This window comes from Klebsiella sp. KPN54798, from assembly GCF_021184225.1.
Lineage (GTDB): Bacteria > Pseudomonadota > Gammaproteobacteria > Enterobacterales > Enterobacteriaceae > Klebsiella > Klebsiella pneumoniae.
The window spans coordinates 4480043-4495866 of the sequence record NZ_CP089234.1 but is presented as its reverse complement, the minus strand read 5'-3'; the positions used below and the strand labels follow the sequence as shown (position 1 = coordinate 4495866).

The following is a 15824-nucleotide window of genomic DNA, read 5'->3' as shown; positions in this document are numbered from 1 at the left end:
GCTAATGTCGGCTGTAAATAATGGGTTTTTGAGCTCCGTTGGCATCCGTGCTGGCTTGACAAGCTTTTCCTCCGCTCCGTAAACTCCTTCTGGTGGGAATTTGTGGGGTAAAGTGGCGAAAAGGGGTGAGGCTGGCATGTTCCGTGGAGCAACGTTAGTCAATCTCGACAGCAAAGGCCGCCTGGCCGTGCCAACGCGCTATCGCGAAGGGCTGATCGAGGACGCTGCCGGTCAATTGGTATGCACCATTGACATTCATCACCCGTGCCTGCTGCTTTATCCATTGCCTGAATGGGAAGTCATCGAGCAGAAATTGTCGCGTTTATCGAGCATGAATCCCGTTGAGCGGCGCGTACAGCGTTTGCTTTTGGGTCATGCCAGCGAATGTCAGATGGATAATGCCGGCCGCTTGCTGATTGCGCCGGTGTTACGGCAGCATGCCGGGCTGACAAAAGAAGTGATGCTGGTCGGGCAGTTTAATAAATTTGAACTGTGGGATGAAACGACCTGGTATCAACGGGTCAAGGAAGATATCGACGCTGAGCAGTCCGCGACCGGTGAACTGTCGGAGCGCCTGCAGGATTTGTCCTTATAAAAATGATGGAAAATTATAAACATACTACGGTACTTCTGGATGAAGCCGTCAACGGCCTCAATATTCGTCCAGACGGTATCTATATTGATGGTACTTTTGGCCGCGGCGGTCACTCGCGCCTGATCCTCTCCCGGCTGGGTGCGGAAGGACGCTTGCTGGCTATCGATCGCGACCCGCAGGCGATTGCCGTCGCGCAAACCATCGATGACCCCCGCTTTTCCATCGTACATGGTCCCTTTTCACAACTCGCTGAGTACGTCGGCGAGCGCAATCTTACCGGTAAGATCGACGGCATTCTGCTCGATCTCGGCGTCTCTTCCCCGCAGCTTGACGATGCGGAACGCGGCTTTTCCTTTATGCGTGACGGGCCGCTGGATATGCGCATGGATCCGACGCGCGGTCAGTCCGCGGCCGAATGGCTGCAGACGGCTGAAGAAGACGATATCGCCTGGGTGATTAAAACCTTTGGCGAAGAGCGTTTCGGCAAACGTATCGCCCGCGCGATCGTCGAACGTAATCGCATTCAGCCGATGACCCGCACCAAAGAGCTGGCGGAAGTCATCGCCGCGGCGATGCCGGTAAAAGATAAGCACAAACATCCCGCGACCCGTACCTTCCAGGCGGTGCGCATATGGGTAAACAGTGAACTGGAGGAGATAGAGCAGGCGCTAAAAAGCTCGCTCAGCGTGCTGGCCCCGGGCGGGCGGCTGTCGATCATTAGTTTTCATTCGCTGGAAGATCGCATTGTGAAGCGCTTTATGCGTGAGCAAAGCCGCGGTCCGCAGGTTCCGGCGGGAATACCGATGACCGAAGCGCAGCTCAAAAAACTGGGCGGCCGTGAGTTGCGAGCACTAGGCAAGTTGATGCCGGGCGAAGAAGAGGTGGCAGAGAATCCACGCGCCCGTAGTTCAGTGCTGCGTATCGCAGAGAGGACGAACGCATGATCGGCAGAGTGACAGAGGCCTTAAGCAAGGTTAAAGGGTCGATTGGAAGCAACGAGCGCCATGCTTTGCCTGGCGTGATCGGGGACGACCTTCTGCGGTTTGGGAAACTGCCACTCTGCCTGTTCATTTGCATCATTATTACGGCGATTACCGTGGTCACCACTGCGCATCACACGCGCCTGTTGACCGCGCAGCGTGAACAGCTGGTTCTGGAGCGCGACGCCCTGGATATTGAGTGGCGCAACCTGATCCTCGAAGAGAACGCGCTCGGCGATCACAGTCGGGTTGAGCGGATCGCGACCGAGAAGTTACAGATGCAACACGTCGATCCATCACAAGAAAATATCGTTGTACAGAAATAAGGATTATTGCGACGGATGAAAGCAGCGCCAAAAACGCCTAAAGCAAAACGTCAGGAAGAACAGGCCAACTTTATCAGTTGGCGTTTTGCGTTGCTGTGCGGCTGTATTCTGCTGGCGCTGGCTTTTCTGCTGGGTCGCGTCGCCTGGCTACAGGTGATCAGCCCCGATATGCTGGTGCGCCAGGGCGATATGCGTTCTCTGCGCGTACAGGAAGTGTCCACCGCGCGCGGGATGATTACCGATCGCTCCGGACGTCCGCTGGCGGTCAGCGTGCCGGTGAAGGCTATCTGGGCCGACCCGAAAGAGCTCCATGACGCCGGCGGGGTTACCCTGGATACGCGCTGGAAAGCGCTGGCGGATGCCCTCAATATGCCGCTGGATCAGCTGGCGACGCGCATCAATACCAATCCGCGGATGCGGTTTATCTATCTGGCGCGTCAGGTTAACCCTGACATGGCCGATTACATCAAGAAGCTGAAGCTGCCGGGCATTCATCTGCGCGAAGAATCCCGTCGTTACTACCCTTCCGGGGAAGTAACCGCTCACCTCATCGGCTTTACCAACGTCGATAGCCAGGGGATTGAAGGGGTTGAGAAAAGCTTTGATAAATGGCTTACCGGCCAGCCGGGCGAGCGTATCGTACGTAAAGACCGCTATGGCCGGGTAATTGAAGACATCTCTTCTACCGATAGCCAGGCAGCGCACAACCTGGCGCTGAGTATCGACGAACGCCTGCAGGCGCTGGTCTATCGCGAGCTGAACAACGCCGTGGCCTTTAACAAAGCCGAGTCGGGCAGCGCCGTGTTAGTGGATGTTAACACCGGTGAAGTGCTGGCGATGGCCAACAGCCCATCCTATAACCCGAACAACTTCGCCGGTACGGCAAAAGACACCATGCGTAACCGTGCGATTACCGACGTGTTTGAGCCGGGTTCGACGGTGAAACCGATGGTGGTCATGACGGCGCTGCAGCGCGGTATCGTCAACGAAAATACCGTGCTCAATACCGTGCCTTATCGAATTAACGGCCACGAAATCAAAGATGTGGCGCGCTACAGCGAATTGACCCTGACCGGGGTGCTACAGAAGTCGAGTAACGTCGGTGTTTCTAAGCTGGCGTTAGCGATGCCGTCCTCAGCGTTAGTAGATACTTACTCACGTTTTGGGCTTGGAAAGGCGACCAATTTGGGGTTGGTCGGAGAACGCAGTGGCTTATATCCTCAAAAACAACGGTGGTCTGACATAGAGAGGGCCACCTTTTCTTTCGGCTATGGGCTAATGGTAACCCCGTTACAGTTAGCGCGTGTCTACGCAACGATTGGCAGCTATGGCATCTATCGCCCGTTGTCGATTACCAAGGTTGATCCTCCGGTTCCGGGCGAGCGCGTCTTCCCGGAATCACTCGTTCGTACCGTCGTTCATATGATGGAAAGCGTGGCGCTGCCCGGCGGCGGCGGTGTGAAAGCGGCGATCAAAGGCTATCGCATCGCGATTAAAACCGGTACGGCGAAAAAAGTGGGGCCGGATGGCCGCTATATCAACAAATATATTGCTTACACCGCAGGCGTTGCGCCCGCCAGCCATCCGCGCTTCGCGCTGGTGGTGGTGATCAACGACCCGCAGGCAGGTAAATACTACGGTGGCGCCGTTTCCGCGCCGGTCTTCGGTGCCATCATGGGCGGCGTATTGCGCACCATGAACATCGAGCCGGATGCGCTGGCAACGGGCGAAAAAAGTGAATTTGTAATTAATCAAGGCGAGGGAACAGGTGGCAGATCGTAATTTGCGCGACCTACTCGCTCCATGGGTGCCAAACGCACCGGAGCGCATTCTGCGAGAGATGACGCTGGACAGCCGGGTGGCTGCTTCCGGCGATCTCTTTATCGCGGTACAGGGTCATCAGGCGGACGGGCGTCGTTATATCCCGCAGGCGATAGCGCAAGGTGTGGCTGCCATTATTGCTGAAGCGCAGGGCGAAGCTAAAGACGGTGAGATCCGTGAAATGCACGGCGTGCCGGTTATCTACCTGAGCCAGCTTAACGAACGCTTATCGGCGCTGGCCGGGCGTTTTTATCATCAGCCGTCGCAGCAGCTGCGTCTGGTGGGCGTCACCGGCACCAACGGGAAAACCACCACCACTCAGCTGCTGGCGCAGTGGGCAAAGCTGCTCGGCGAAACCAGCGCGGTGATGGGGACCGTCGGTAACGGTCTGCTGGATAAAGTCGTTCCAACTGAAAACACCACCGGTTCCGCGGTGGACGTTCAACATGTGCTCTCCAGTCTGGTCGGGCAGGGGGCTACCTTCGGCGCGATGGAAGTCTCCTCCCATGGTCTGGTACAGCACCGCGTAGCGGCCCTGCAGTTTGCCGCCTCGGTGTTTACCAATCTCAGCCGCGATCATCTCGACTACCATGGCGACATGGAGCACTACGAAGCGGCGAAATGGCTGCTGTACTCCACCCATCATTGCGGTCAGGCCATCGTCAATGCTGACGATGAAGTCGGTCGTCGCTGGCTGGCAAAACTGCCGGACGCGGTGGCGGTATCGATGGAAGATCATATCAACCCGAATTGCCACGGCCGCTGGCTAAAGGCCACCGCGGTGAACTATCACGACAGCGGGGCGACCATCCAGTTTGACTCCAGCTGGGGCAAGGGCGAAATCGAAAGCCGCCTGATGGGCGCATTTAACGTCAGCAACCTGCTGCTGGCGCTGGCCACGCTGCTGGCGCTGGGCTATCCGCTGGCCGATCTGCTGAAGACCGCAGCGCGTTTACAGCCGGTGTGCGGCCGTATGGAAGTGTTCAGCGCGCCGGGTAAACCTGCCGTGGTGGTGGATTATGCCCATACGCCTGACGCGCTGGAAAAAGCGCTGCAGGCGGCACGCCTGCACTGCAGCGGCAAGCTGTGGTGCGTCTTCGGCTGCGGCGGCGACCGCGACAAAGGTAAACGTCCGTTGATGGGCGCTATCGCGGAAGAGTTTGCCGACATCGTGGTCGTTACTGACGATAACCCGCGCACCGAAGAGCCGCGGGCGATTATCAACGATATTCTGGCCGGCATGCTCGATGCAGGTCAGGCGAAGGTGATGGAAGGCCGCGCGGAAGCGGTGACCAACGCCGTGATGCAGGCGAAAGAGAACGACGTGGTGCTGGTGGCGGGTAAAGGCCATGAAGATTACCAGATCGTCGGCAACCGCCGTCTGGATTATTCCGACCGCGTGACCGTCGCGCGTCTGCTGGGAGCGGTAGCATGATTCGCTTTACGTTAAGTCAACTTGCCGCGATCGCCCATGGCGAACGGCAGGGTAGCGATGTCGCTATCGACGAGGTGACCACCGATACCCGTAAAGTGACGGCGGGCTGCCTGTTTGTGGCGCTGAAAGGGGAGCGTTTCGACGCCCATGATTTTGCCGAACAGGCGAAAGCGGCGGGCGCCGGCGCGCTGCTGGTGAGTCGTCCGCTGGCCTGCGATCTCCCGCAGGTGATTGTGAACGATACCCGGCAGGCTTTCGGTGAGTTAGCCGCCTGGGTGCGTCAGCAGGTGCCGACTCGCGTCGTCGCCCTGACCGGCTCGTCCGGTAAAACCTCGGTTAAAGAGATGACCGCGGCGATCCTCAGCCAGTGCGGCAACACGCTGTATACCGCCGGCAACCTGAACAACGATATCGGCGTCCCGATGACGCTGCTGCGGCTGACCAAAGAGCATCAGTACGCGGTGATCGAACTCGGCGCCAACCACCAGGGCGAAATCGCCTGGACCGTCAGCCTGACGCGTCCGGAAGCGGCGCTGGTCAACAACCTTGCTGCGGCGCACCTGGAAGGTTTTGGTTCGCTGGCGGGCGTGGCGAAGGCGAAGGGCGAAATCTATACCGGTCTGCCGGAAAATGGCATCGCCATCCTCAATGCCGACAATAACGACTGGCTGAACTGGCAGGCGGTGATTGGCGATCGCAAAGTGTGGCGCTTCTCGCCGAACGCGGCGAACAGCGATTTCACGGCGACCAACGTGCAGATCACCAGCCACGGCACCGAATTTACGCTGCAGACCCCAACCGGCAACGTTGACGTACTGCTGCCGCTGCCGGGACGCCACAACATCGCTAATGCGCTGGCCGCCACTTCGCTGGCGATGGCGGTAGGCGCCGATTTGGCGGCGGTGAAAGCCGGACTGGCGCAGCTGCAGGCCGTTCCGGGACGTCTGTTCCCGATCCGGCTGACCGAGAGCCAGCTGCTGCTGGATGATTCCTATAACGCTAACGTTGGTTCGATGACCGCGGCGGTGCAGGTGCTGTCAGAGATGCCCGGCTTTCGCACGATGGTGGTCGGCGATATGGCAGAGCTTGGCGCGGAGAGCGCGGCCTGCCATCGCGAAGTCGGCGAAGCGGCGAAAGCGGCGGGTCTGGATTGCGTCCTCAGCGTCGGCGCCTTGAGCGCGGATATCAGCCGCGCCAGCGGCGTGGGCGAACATTTTAACGATAAAGCCGCCGTGGTGGCTCGCCTGCGCGAGCTGCTGGCGGAGCACAAAATAATGACCATTTTAGTGAAGGGTTCACGTAGTGCCGCCATGGAAGAGGTAGTACGCGCATTACAGGAGACTGGGACATGTTAGTATGGCTGGCCGAACACTTGGTCAAATATTATTCCGGCTTTAACGTCTTTTCATATCTGACGTTTCGCGCCATCGTCAGCCTGCTGACCGCGCTGTTCATCTCGTTGTGGATGGGCCCGCGCATGATCGCCCGTCTGCAAAAACTCGCCTTTGGCCAGGTCGTACGTAACGACGGCCCGGAGTCTCATTTCAGTAAACGCGGTACTCCGACCATGGGCGGGATCATGATCCTTACCGCGATCACCGTTTCCGTTCTGCTGTGGGCCTATCCATCTAACCCGTACGTCTGGTGCGTACTGACGGTATTAATCGGCTACGGCATCATCGGTTTCGTTGATGATTACCGTAAAGTCGTGCGCAAAGATACCAAAGGCCTGATCGCCCGCTGGAAGTATTTCTGGATGTCGGTGATCGCCCTGGGCGTGGCCTTCGCGCTGTATCTGGCGGGGAAAGATACCCCGGCAACCGAGCTGGTGGTGCCGTTCTTTAAAGACGTAATGCCGCAGCTGGGGCTGTTCTATATCTTGCTGGCCTACTTCGTTATCGTCGGTACCGGCAACGCCGTCAACCTGACCGACGGCCTCGACGGCCTGGCGATTATGCCGACCGTTTTCGTCGCGGCGGGCTTTGCGCTGGTGGCATGGGCCACCGGCAACATGAATTTCGCCAACTACCTGCATATCCCGTATCTGCGCCACGCCGGCGAGCTGGTGATCGTCTGTACGGCGATTGTCGGGGCGGGGCTGGGCTTCCTGTGGTTCAACACCTACCCGGCGCAAGTCTTTATGGGCGACGTCGGTTCACTGGCGCTCGGCGGCGCGTTGGGCATTATCGCCGTGCTGCTGCGTCAGGAGTTCCTGCTGGTGATCATGGGCGGGGTTTTCGTGGTGGAAACGCTGTCGGTTATTCTGCAGGTCGGCTCCTTTAAGCTGCGCGGTCAGCGCATCTTCCGCATGGCGCCGATCCACCACCACTATGAACTGAAAGGCTGGCCGGAGCCGCGCGTTATCGTGCGCTTCTGGATTATTTCGCTGATGCTGGTGCTGATTGGCCTGGCGACGCTGAAGGTACGTTAATCATGGCAGATTATCAGGGTAAAAAAGTCGTCATTATTGGGCTGGGCATGACCGGCCTGTCATGCGTGGACTTTTTCATGGCGCGCGGCGTAACCCCGCGCGTGATGGACACCCGCGTCGCGCCTCCGGGGCTGGATAAATTACCCGAATCGGTCGAATGCCATGTCGGCGGACTCAATGATACCTGGCTGCTGGCGGCGGACCTGATTGTCGCCAGTCCGGGGATTGCGCTGGCCCATCCTTCGCTCAGCGCAGCGGCCGACGCTGGCGTAGAGATCGTTGGCGATATCGAACTGTTCTGCCGCGAAGCGCAGGCGCCGATTATCGCCATTACCGGTTCTAACGGCAAAAGCACTGTTACTACCCTGGTGGGCGAGATGGCGAAAGCCGCTGGAGTTAACGTCGGCGTGGGCGGCAATATCGGCCTGCCGGCGCTGATGCTGCTGGACACCGATCGAGAGCTGTATGTGTTGGAGCTCTCCAGCTTCCAGCTGGAAACCACCTTCAGCCTGCAGGCGGTGGCGGCAACCATCCTCAACGTGACTGAGGACCATATGGACCGCTACCCGCTGGGGCTGCAGCAGTATCGCGCGGCGAAGCTGCGGATTTACGAGAATGCGAAGACCTGCGTGGTGAATGCGGACGATGCGCTCACCATGCCGGTACGCGGGGCGGACGAACGCTGCATTAGCTTTGGCGTCGATGTCGGTGACTACCACCTTAACCGCCAGCAGGGCGAAACCTGGCTGCGCGTTAAAGGTGAGAAAGTCCTCAATGTGAAAGAGATGCCTCTCACCGGTCAGCATAACTACAGCAACGCCCTGGCGGCGCTGGCGCTGGCCGATGCCGCAGGTCTGCCGCGGGCCAGCAGCCTGAAGGCGCTGACCACCTTTACCGGTCTGGCGCACCGTTTCCAGTTGGTGCAGGAACACAACGGCGTACGCTGGATTAACGACTCGAAGGCGACCAACGTCGGCAGCACTGAGGCGGCGCTGAACGGCCTGCAGCTGGACGGCACGCTCTATCTGCTGCTGGGCGGCGACGGCAAGTCCGCTGATTTCACCCCGCTGAAGCGCTACCTCGGCGGCGATCGTATTCGCCTGTACTGCTTTGGTCGCGATGGCGCCGAGCTCGCTGAGCTGCGTCCTGAGGTGGCGGTACAAACTGAGACTATGGAACAGGCGATGCGTCAGATTGCTCCCCTGGTGAAAGCGGGGGACATGGTGCTCCTGTCGCCGGCCTGCGCCAGCCTGGATCAGTTTAAGAACTTTGAACAACGGGGCGAGATGTTTGCCCGTCTGGCGAAGGAGTTAGGTTGATGCGTTTCTCTCTCCCACGCCTGAGAATGCCGCAGCTGAGCCTGCCTCGGCTGAGACTGCCGCGACTGCCGGGGATGTTTATTTTCGCCTGGCTATTCGCTGCGCTGAAAGGCTGGGTGATGGGCTCGCGCCCGAAAGATAACGACAGTCTGGTGATGTATGACCGGATGCTGCTATGGCTGACCTTCGGCCTGGCGGCGATCGGCTTTATTATGGTGACCTCGGCGTCGATGCCGGTCGGACAGCGCCTGGCGAACGATCCTTTCCTCTTCGCCAAGCGTGACGGCCTTTACATTGTGCTGGCCTTCGCGCTGGCGATGATTACGCTACGTCTGCCGATGGATTTCTGGCAGCGCCACAGTACCGCGATGCTGATCGCCTCGATCGTCATGCTGCTGATCGTACTGGTAGTAGGCAGCTCGGTAAACGGCGCATCGCGCTGGATAGCCCTTGGTCCGCTGCGTATTCAGCCGGCGGAGTTCACCAAGCTGTCGCTGTTCTGCTACATCGCCAACTATCTGGTGCGTAAAGCCGACGAAGTGCGTAACAACCTGCGCGGCTTCTTAAAACCGATGGGCGTGATTTTCGTACTGGCCATCCTGCTGCTGGCGCAGCCTGACCTCGGTACCGTGGTGGTCCTGTTCGTCACCACGCTGGCGATGCTGTTTCTCGCCGGCGCGAAGCTGTGGCAGTTCATCGCCATTATCGGCATGGGTATTTCGGCGGTGGTCCTGCTGATCCTCGCCGAACCATACCGTATTCGCCGCGTGACCTCCTTCTGGAACCCGTGGGAAGACCCGTTCGGCAGCGGCTACCAGCTGACCCAGTCGCTGATGGCTTTCGGCCGAGGCGAGATGTGGGGGCAGGGCCTCGGCAACTCGGTGCAAAAACTGGAGTATTTACCGGAAGCGCACACTGACTTTATCTTCGCCATTATCGGCGAAGAACTCGGTTATATCGGTGTGGTACTGGCGCTTTTAATGGTATTCTTCGTCGCTTTCCGCGCCATGTCGATTGGCCGTAAAGCGCTGGAGATCGATCATCGCTTTTCCGGCTTCCTCGCCTGTGCGATTGGTATCTGGTTTAGCTTCCAGGCGTTAGTTAACGTCGGCGCGGCGGCGGGGATGCTGCCGACGAAAGGTCTGACGCTGCCGCTGATCAGTTATGGTGGTTCCAGTCTGTTGATTATGTCGACGGCCATTATGTTGTTGTTGCGAATTGATTATGAAACGCGTCTGGAAAAAGCCCAGGCGTTTACACGGGGTGTGCGATGAGCGGTCAGGAAAAGCGGTTGATGGTGATGGCGGGCGGTACCGGCGGGCATGTGTTCCCGGGACTGGCGGTCGCGCACCATTTAATGGACCAGGGCTGGCAGGTTCGCTGGCTGGGTACCGCCGATCGTATGGAAGCGGATTTAGTGCCGAAAAACGGCATCGAAATTGATTTTATCCGCATCTCCGGCCTGCGTGGCAAAGGTATCAAAGCGCAGCTACTGGCGCCGGTGCGTATCTTTAACGCCTGGCGTCAGGCGCGGGCGATCATGAAGCGTTTCCAGCCGGACGTGGTGCTGGGTATGGGCGGCTATGTTTCCGGGCCTGGCGGTCTGGCGGCGTGGTCGCTGGGGATCCCGGTGGTCCTCCACGAGCAAAACGGCATTGCCGGCCTGACTAACAAGTGGCTGGCGAAGATTGCGAAGAAAGTGATGCAGGCGTTTCCCGGCGCGTTCCCGCATGCGGACGTCGTTGGGAACCCGGTGCGCACCGATGTACTGGCGCTGCCGCTGCCAGGTCAGCGTCTGGTTGGCCGTCAGGGACCGATTCGCGTGCTGGTGGTCGGTGGCTCTCAGGGCGCGCGCGTCCTGAACCAGACGATGCCGCAGGTGGCGGCGAAGCTCGGCGCTACGGTGACCATCTGGCATCAAAGCGGCAAAGGCGGCCAGCAAACCGTGCAGCAGGCCTATGCCGCCGCCGGACAGCCGCAGCATAAAGTGACGGAATTTATTGATGACATGGCCGCGGCGTATGCCTGGGCAGATGTTGTGGTTTGCCGTTCCGGCGCGCTGACGGTTAGCGAAATCGCGGCCGCAGGTTTACCAGCGCTGTTTGTCCCGTTCCAGCACAAAGATCGTCAGCAGTACTGGAATGCGCTGCCGCTGGAGAAAGCCGGCGCGGCGAAAATTCTTGAACAGCCTGAGTTCACGGTAGAGGCGGTTGCCTCTACCCTGGCGAGCTGGGATCGCGAAACCTTGCTGGATATGGCGGAACGAGCGCGTGGCGCTTCGATTCCGGACGCTACCGAGCGGGTAGCAGAAGAGGTCAGCGCCGTAGCTTTGGCGCGCTAATTGCGGTGATTTTCACCGCCCGAATACAGAAGTTGATGGCGTAAAGAATGAATACACAAGATTTGGCAAAACTGCGTTCCATAGTGCCCGAGATGCGTCGCGTTCGGCACATTCACTTTGTCGGCATCGGCGGTGCCGGTATGGGCGGTATTGCCGAAGTGTTGGCTAACGAAGGTTACCAGATCAGCGGCTCCGACCTGGCGCCGAATCCGGTGACCCAGCAGCTGTCGCAGCTTGGCGCCACCATTTATTTCAACCATCGCCCGGAAAACGTGCGTGATGCCAGCGTGGTTGTCGTTTCCAGCGCGATTTCGGCAGATAACCCGGAAATCGTTGCCGCGCATGAGGCGCGTATCCCGGTGATCCGTCGTGCCGAAATGCTGGCGGAACTTATGCGCTTTCGCCACGGGATCGCCATTGCCGGGACCCACGGCAAAACCACCACCACCGCGATGGTATCCAGCATTTACGCCGAGGCCGGGCTGGACCCGACCTTCGTCAACGGCGGACTGGTAAAAGCGGCGGGCGTACATGCCCGTCTTGGCCATAGCCGTTACCTGATCGCGGAAGCGGATGAGAGCGACGCGTCGTTTCTGCATCTGCAGCCGATGGTGGCCATTGTCACCAACATCGAAGCCGATCACATGGATACCTACCATGGCGACTTTGAGAATCTGAAGCAGACCTTTATCAACTTCCTGCACAACCTGCCGTTCTACGGACGCGCGGTGATGTGCGTGGACGATCCGGTGATCCGGGAACTGCTGCCGCGCGTTGGCCGGCAGATCACCACCTACGGTTTTAGCGACGACGCCGACGTGCGCGTCGAGGACTATCGTCAGGTTGGGGCGCAGGGGCATTTCCGCCTGGTGCGCCAGGATAAAGCGATCCTGCAGGTGACGCTCAATGCCCCGGGACGCCATAACGCGCTGAACGCGGCGGCGGCCGTCGCCGTGGCGACGGAAGAGGGGATTGACGATCGGGCTATTCTGCGCGCACTGGAGAGCTTCCAGGGAACTGGACGCCGCTTTGATTTTCTTGGCGAGTTTCCGCTGGCCGAAGTCAACGGCAAACCGGGCAGCGCGATGCTGATCGATGATTACGGTCACCACCCGACGGAAGTGGACGCCACCATTAAAGCAGCGCGCGCCGGCTGGCCGGATAAAAACCTGGTGATGGTATTCCAGCCGCACCGTTATACCCGTACCCGCGATCTGTATGATGATTTTGCCAACGTGCTGACCCAGGTGGATGCCCTGCTGATGCTGGACGTCTATCCGGCGGGCGAAGCGCCGATCCCGGGCGCCGACAGCCGCTCGCTGTGCCGCACCATTCGCGGTCGCGGGAAAGTGGATCCGATCCTGGTGCCCGATTCGGCCCAGGCCGCGGAGATGCTGGCGTCAGTCCTGACCGGCAACGATTTAGTACTGGTGCAGGGCGCCGGTAACATCGGTAAAATCGCCCGCCACCTGGCTGAAATCAAACTGATCCCGCAAAAAACGGAGGAGGAGCGCCATGGCTGATAAAATCGCGGTGCTTTTCGGTGGAACCTCCGCTGAACGTGAAGTGTCGCTGAATTCAGGCGCGGCGGTGCTGGCCGGGCTGCGTGAAGGCGGGGTGGACGCCCATCCGGTCGACCCGCGCGATGTTGATATTACCCAGCTAAAAAAGCAGGGCTTTAAGAAAGCGTTTATTGCCCTCCACGGCCGCGGCGGGGAAGATGGCACTCTGCAGGGGCTGCTGGAGTTAATCCAGCTGCCTTATACCGGCAGCGGCGTGATGGCTTCGGCGATTTCAATGGATAAACTGCGCAGCAAGTGGCTGTGGCAGGGCGCCGGATTACCGGTCGCGCCGTGGGTGGCGCTGACCCGCGCCCAGTTTGCCGCCGGGCTGTCTACTGACGTCGAACAGCAAATTGCGGCGCTGGGTCTGCCGGTCATCATCAAGCCGAGCCGTGAAGGCTCCAGCGTCGGGATGTCGAAAGTCAGCGAAAGTTGTGATTTAGCAAGTGCATTGGCGTTGGCTTTTCAGCATGATGATGAAGTTTTGGTCGAAAAATGGCTCAGTGGACCGGAATTTACCGTCGCCATAGTCGGTGAAGAAATTTTACCGTCAATACGTATCCAGGCCGCGGGAACCTTCTATGATTATGAGGCGAAGTATCTCTCTGATGAGACGCAATATTTCTGCCCAGGATTTAAAGATCCCGCGCGTGAGTCCGCTATTCAGAACCTGGTGCTTAAAGCCTGGAATGTTCTGGGTTGCAAAGGCTGGGGCCGTATTGACGTGATGCTGGACAGCGATGGCCAGTTTTATCTGCTGGAAGCGAATACTTCCCCGGGCATGACCAGCCATAGCCTTGTGCCAATGGCGGCGCGTCAGGCAGGAATGAGCTTCTCCCAGCTTGTTGTACGAATTCTGGACCTGGCGGGGTGATATGTCGCAGGCTGCGCTGAATACGCGGAACCATGAAGAAGAGGCTTCTTCTTCGCGTCGGAGTAATGGAACGCGGCTGGCAGGGATCGTTTTCCTGCTGGCGGTGCTGTTTACCGTGCTGGTCAGCGGGTGGATGGTTCTTGGCTGGATGGAAGATGCGCAGCGCTTACCGCTGTCGAAGATGGTGGTGACCGGCGAGCGTCACTATACGCGCAATGATGACATCCGTCAGGCGATCCTGGCGCTGGGTTCGCCGGGTACCTTTATGACTCAGGATGTGAACATCATCCAGAGCCAGATTGAACGTCTGCCGTGGATTAAGCAGGCGAGCGTCCGAAAGCAGTGGCCCGATGAATTGAAGATTCATCTGGTTGAATATGTGCCGATTGCGCGCTGGAATGATCAACATATGGTGGATGCAGAAGGAAATGCCTTCAGCGTGCCGGCGGATCGCACCAGCAAACAGAATTTACCGATGTTATACGGTCCCGAAGGCAGCGAGAACGAAGTGCTGCAGGGGTATCGTGACATGGGGCAGGTGCTGGCAAAGGATAAATTCACGTTGAAAGTGGCGGCGATGACCGCCCGTCGCTCCTGGCAGTTGACGCTTAATAATGACATCAAGCTCAACCTTGGCCGTGGCGATACCATGAAACGGCTTCAGCGCTTTATGGAACTCTACCCGGTTCTTCAGCAGCAGGCGCAGACCGACGGCAAACGGATTAGCTACGTTGATTTGCGTTATGACTCGGGTGCGGCAGTGGGCTGGGTACCTGCTCCCGCAGAGGAAACTAATCAACAACAGAATCAGGCACAGGCAGAACAACAATGATCAAGGCGACGGACAGAAAACTGGTAGTTGGACTGGAGATTGGCACCGCCAAGGTGGCCGCTTTAGTAGGGGAAGTTCTGCCCGACGGCATGATCAATATCATCGGCGTGGGCAGTTGCCCATCGCGTGGTATGGATAAAGGCGGTGTGAACGACCTCGAGTCGGTGGTGAAATGCGTACAGCGCGCCATCGACCAGGCCGAACTGATGGCGGATTGCCAGATTTCATCAGTTTATTTGGCACTTTCGGGTAAACATATAAGCTGTCAGAATGAAATCGGGATGGTACCGATTTCGGAAGAAGAAGTGACGCAGGACGACGTCGAGAACGTGGTCCACACCGCGAAGTCGGTTCGCGTTCGCGATGAACATCGTGTCCTGCACGTGATTCCGCAGGAATATGCTATCGACTACCAGGAAGGGATTAAAAACCCGGTAGGGCTGTCCGGCGTGCGTATGCAGGCGAAGGTGCATCTGATCACCTGCCATAACGATATGGCAAAAAACATTGTTAAAGCAGTGGAACGTTGTGGTCTGAAAGTTGACCAACTTATTTTCGCCGGGTTAGCGGCCAGTTATTCGGTATTAACAGAAGACGAACGTGAGCTGGGCGTCTGCGTTGTGGATATCGGCGGTGGTACAATGGATATCGCCGTCTACACCGGCGGCGCATTGCGTCACACCAAAGTGATCCCGTATGCCGGCAACGTGGTGACCAGCGATATCGCCTATGCCTTCGGTACGCCGCCGAGCGATGCCGAAGCGATTAAGGTTCGTCACGGATGCGCATTGGGTTCCATCGTCGGTAAAGACGAAAACGTCGAAGTACCGAGCGTCGGTGGACGTCCTCCGCGTAGCCTGCAGCGTCAGACGTTGGCAGAGGTGATTGAACCGCGCTATACCGAGCTGCTTAACCTGGTCAATGAAGAGATCCTGCAGCTGCAGGAACAGCTCCGCCAGCAGGGTGTTAAACATCATCTGGCGGCGGGGATTGTGTTAACCGGCGGCGCGGCGCAAATTGAAGGTCTGGCGGCCTGTGCGCAGCGCGTGTTCCATACTCAGGTGCGCATTGGCGCGCCGCTGAACATCACCGGTTTAACCGACTATGCCCAGGAGCCGTATTATTCAACGGCGGTGGGGCTGCTGCACTACGGAAAAGAGTCACATCTCAGTGGTGAAGCGGAAGTAGAAAAACGCGTGACGGCCTCAGTGGGCTCGTGGATTAAGCGACTCAACAGCTGGCTGCGAAAAGAGTTTTAATTTTTTAAGAGAACGCAGACAATTAGCGTTCTCAGGCGACAGGCACAAG

14 protein-coding genes are annotated in these 15824 nt (G+C 58.5%); all 14 read left to right on the top strand.

The window, feature by feature from the left end:
• The first annotated feature begins 136 nt into the window (after positions 1 to 136).
• Genes mraZ through ftsA form a run of 14 tightly spaced genes read left to right on the top strand, consistent with a single transcriptional unit; the run spans position 137 to position 15775 of the window.
• Positions 137 to 595 (top strand): division/cell wall cluster transcriptional repressor MraZ, encoded by a 459-nt coding sequence (mraZ, locus tag LPQ25_RS21635; protein ID WP_002888541.1) that lies wholly within the window; start codon positions 137 to 139, stop codon positions 593 to 595.
• 2 nt (positions 596 to 597) lie between these two features.
• On the top strand, positions 598 to 1539 hold the full coding sequence (gene rsmH, locus LPQ25_RS21630; RefSeq protein WP_002888547.1) for a 16S rRNA (cytosine(1402)-N(4))-methyltransferase RsmH: 942 nt from the start codon (positions 598 to 600) through the stop codon (positions 1537 to 1539).
• Complete coding sequence (gene ftsL / locus LPQ25_RS21625; protein ID WP_002888550.1) at positions 1536 to 1901, top strand: cell division protein FtsL; 366 nt, start codon at positions 1536 to 1538, stop codon at positions 1899 to 1901. The genes rsmH and ftsL overlap by 4 nt, the downstream gene beginning before the upstream one ends.
• A 15-nt stretch (positions 1902 to 1916) precedes the next feature.
• Positions 1917 to 3683 carry a peptidoglycan glycosyltransferase FtsI gene (locus LPQ25_RS21620; protein ID WP_002888559.1) on the top strand — a complete coding sequence of 589 codons (1767 nt, stop codon included), beginning with the start codon at positions 1917 to 1919 and terminating at the stop codon, positions 3681 to 3683.
• On the top strand, positions 3670 to 5157 hold the full coding sequence (gene murE / locus LPQ25_RS21615) for a UDP-N-acetylmuramoyl-L-alanyl-D-glutamate--2,6-diaminopimelate ligase (protein WP_004182923.1): 1488 nt from the start codon (positions 3670 to 3672) through the stop codon (positions 5155 to 5157). The genes LPQ25_RS21620 and murE overlap by 14 nt, the downstream gene beginning before the upstream one ends.
• Positions 5154 to 6512 carry a UDP-N-acetylmuramoyl-tripeptide--D-alanyl-D-alanine ligase gene (gene murF, locus LPQ25_RS21610; protein ID WP_004177411.1) on the top strand — a complete coding sequence of 453 codons (1359 nt, stop codon included), beginning with the start codon at positions 5154 to 5156 and terminating at the stop codon, positions 6510 to 6512. The genes murE and murF overlap by 4 nt, the downstream gene beginning before the upstream one ends.
• Entirely contained in the window at positions 6506 to 7588 is a 1083-nt protein-coding gene (gene mraY / locus LPQ25_RS21605) for a phospho-N-acetylmuramoyl-pentapeptide-transferase (RefSeq protein WP_002888562.1), read from the top strand. The genes murF and mraY overlap by 7 nt, the downstream gene beginning before the upstream one ends.
• 2 nt (positions 7589 to 7590) lie before the next feature.
• Positions 7591 to 8907, top strand: coding sequence for a UDP-N-acetylmuramoyl-L-alanine--D-glutamate ligase (gene murD, locus LPQ25_RS21600; RefSeq protein WP_012737400.1), 1317 nt, complete (start codon positions 7591 to 7593; stop codon positions 8905 to 8907).
• Positions 8907 to 10181, top strand: coding sequence for a cell division protein FtsW (ftsW, locus tag LPQ25_RS21595; protein WP_002888565.1), 1275 nt, complete (start codon positions 8907 to 8909; stop codon positions 10179 to 10181). The genes murD and ftsW overlap by 1 nt, the downstream gene beginning before the upstream one ends.
• Positions 10178 to 11248 (top strand): undecaprenyldiphospho-muramoylpentapeptide beta-N-acetylglucosaminyltransferase, encoded by a 1071-nt coding sequence (murG, locus tag LPQ25_RS21590; protein ID WP_002888566.1) that lies wholly within the window; start codon positions 10178 to 10180, stop codon positions 11246 to 11248. The genes ftsW and murG overlap by 4 nt, the downstream gene beginning before the upstream one ends.
• A 47-nt stretch (positions 11249 to 11295) precedes the next feature.
• The gene (murC, locus tag LPQ25_RS21585) at positions 11296 to 12771 is read left to right on the top strand and encodes a UDP-N-acetylmuramate--L-alanine ligase (RefSeq protein WP_004145947.1); all 1476 of its coding nucleotides are present in this window, start codon (positions 11296 to 11298) and stop codon (positions 12769 to 12771) included.
• On the top strand, positions 12764 to 13684 hold the full coding sequence (locus tag LPQ25_RS21580) for a D-alanine--D-alanine ligase (protein ID WP_004894249.1): 921 nt from the start codon (positions 12764 to 12766) through the stop codon (positions 13682 to 13684). The genes murC and LPQ25_RS21580 overlap by 8 nt, the downstream gene beginning before the upstream one ends.
• Position 13685: 1 nt before the next feature.
• On the top strand, positions 13686 to 14516 hold the full coding sequence (gene ftsQ / locus LPQ25_RS21575; RefSeq protein ID WP_002888624.1) for a cell division protein FtsQ: 831 nt from the start codon (positions 13686 to 13688) through the stop codon (positions 14514 to 14516).
• Positions 14513 to 15775, top strand: a complete 1263-nt coding sequence (gene ftsA, locus LPQ25_RS21570) for a cell division protein FtsA (RefSeq protein WP_002888625.1) — start codon at positions 14513 to 14515, stop codon at positions 15773 to 15775. The genes ftsQ and ftsA overlap by 4 nt, the downstream gene beginning before the upstream one ends.
• Positions 15776 to 15824 lie beyond the last annotated feature (49 nt).

What these genes read in the sequence shown, in the direction of transcription:
- murG (WP_002888566.1), top strand. Translation starts at nt 10,178, where the DNA reads ATGAGCGGTCAGGAAAAGCGGTTGATGGTGATGGCGGGCGGTACCGGC.
- ftsA (WP_002888625.1), top strand. Translation starts at nt 14,513, where the DNA reads ATGATCAAGGCGACGGACAGAAAACTGGTAGTTGGACTGGAGATTGGC.
- murF (WP_004177411.1), top strand. Translation starts at nt 5,154, where the DNA reads ATGATTCGCTTTACGTTAAGTCAACTTGCCGCGATCGCCCATGGCGAA.
- LPQ25_RS21580 (WP_004894249.1), top strand. Translation starts at nt 12,764, where the DNA reads ATGGCTGATAAAATCGCGGTGCTTTTCGGTGGAACCTCCGCTGAACGT.
- ftsW (WP_002888565.1), top strand. Translation starts at nt 8,907, where the DNA reads ATGCGTTTCTCTCTCCCACGCCTGAGAATGCCGCAGCTGAGCCTGCCT.
- ftsL (WP_002888550.1), top strand. Translation starts at nt 1,536, where the DNA reads ATGATCGGCAGAGTGACAGAGGCCTTAAGCAAGGTTAAAGGGTCGATT.
- murD (WP_012737400.1), top strand. Translation starts at nt 7,591, where the DNA reads ATGGCAGATTATCAGGGTAAAAAAGTCGTCATTATTGGGCTGGGCATG.
- murC (WP_004145947.1), top strand. Translation starts at nt 11,296, where the DNA reads ATGAATACACAAGATTTGGCAAAACTGCGTTCCATAGTGCCCGAGATG.
- mraZ (WP_002888541.1), top strand. Translation starts at nt 137, where the DNA reads ATGTTCCGTGGAGCAACGTTAGTCAATCTCGACAGCAAAGGCCGCCTG.
- mraY (WP_002888562.1), top strand. Translation starts at nt 6,506, where the DNA reads ATGTTAGTATGGCTGGCCGAACACTTGGTCAAATATTATTCCGGCTTT.
- LPQ25_RS21620 (WP_002888559.1), top strand. Translation starts at nt 1,917, where the DNA reads ATGAAAGCAGCGCCAAAAACGCCTAAAGCAAAACGTCAGGAAGAACAG.
- ftsQ (WP_002888624.1), top strand. Translation starts at nt 13,686, where the DNA reads ATGTCGCAGGCTGCGCTGAATACGCGGAACCATGAAGAAGAGGCTTCT.
- rsmH (WP_002888547.1), top strand. Translation starts at nt 598, where the DNA reads ATGATGGAAAATTATAAACATACTACGGTACTTCTGGATGAAGCCGTC.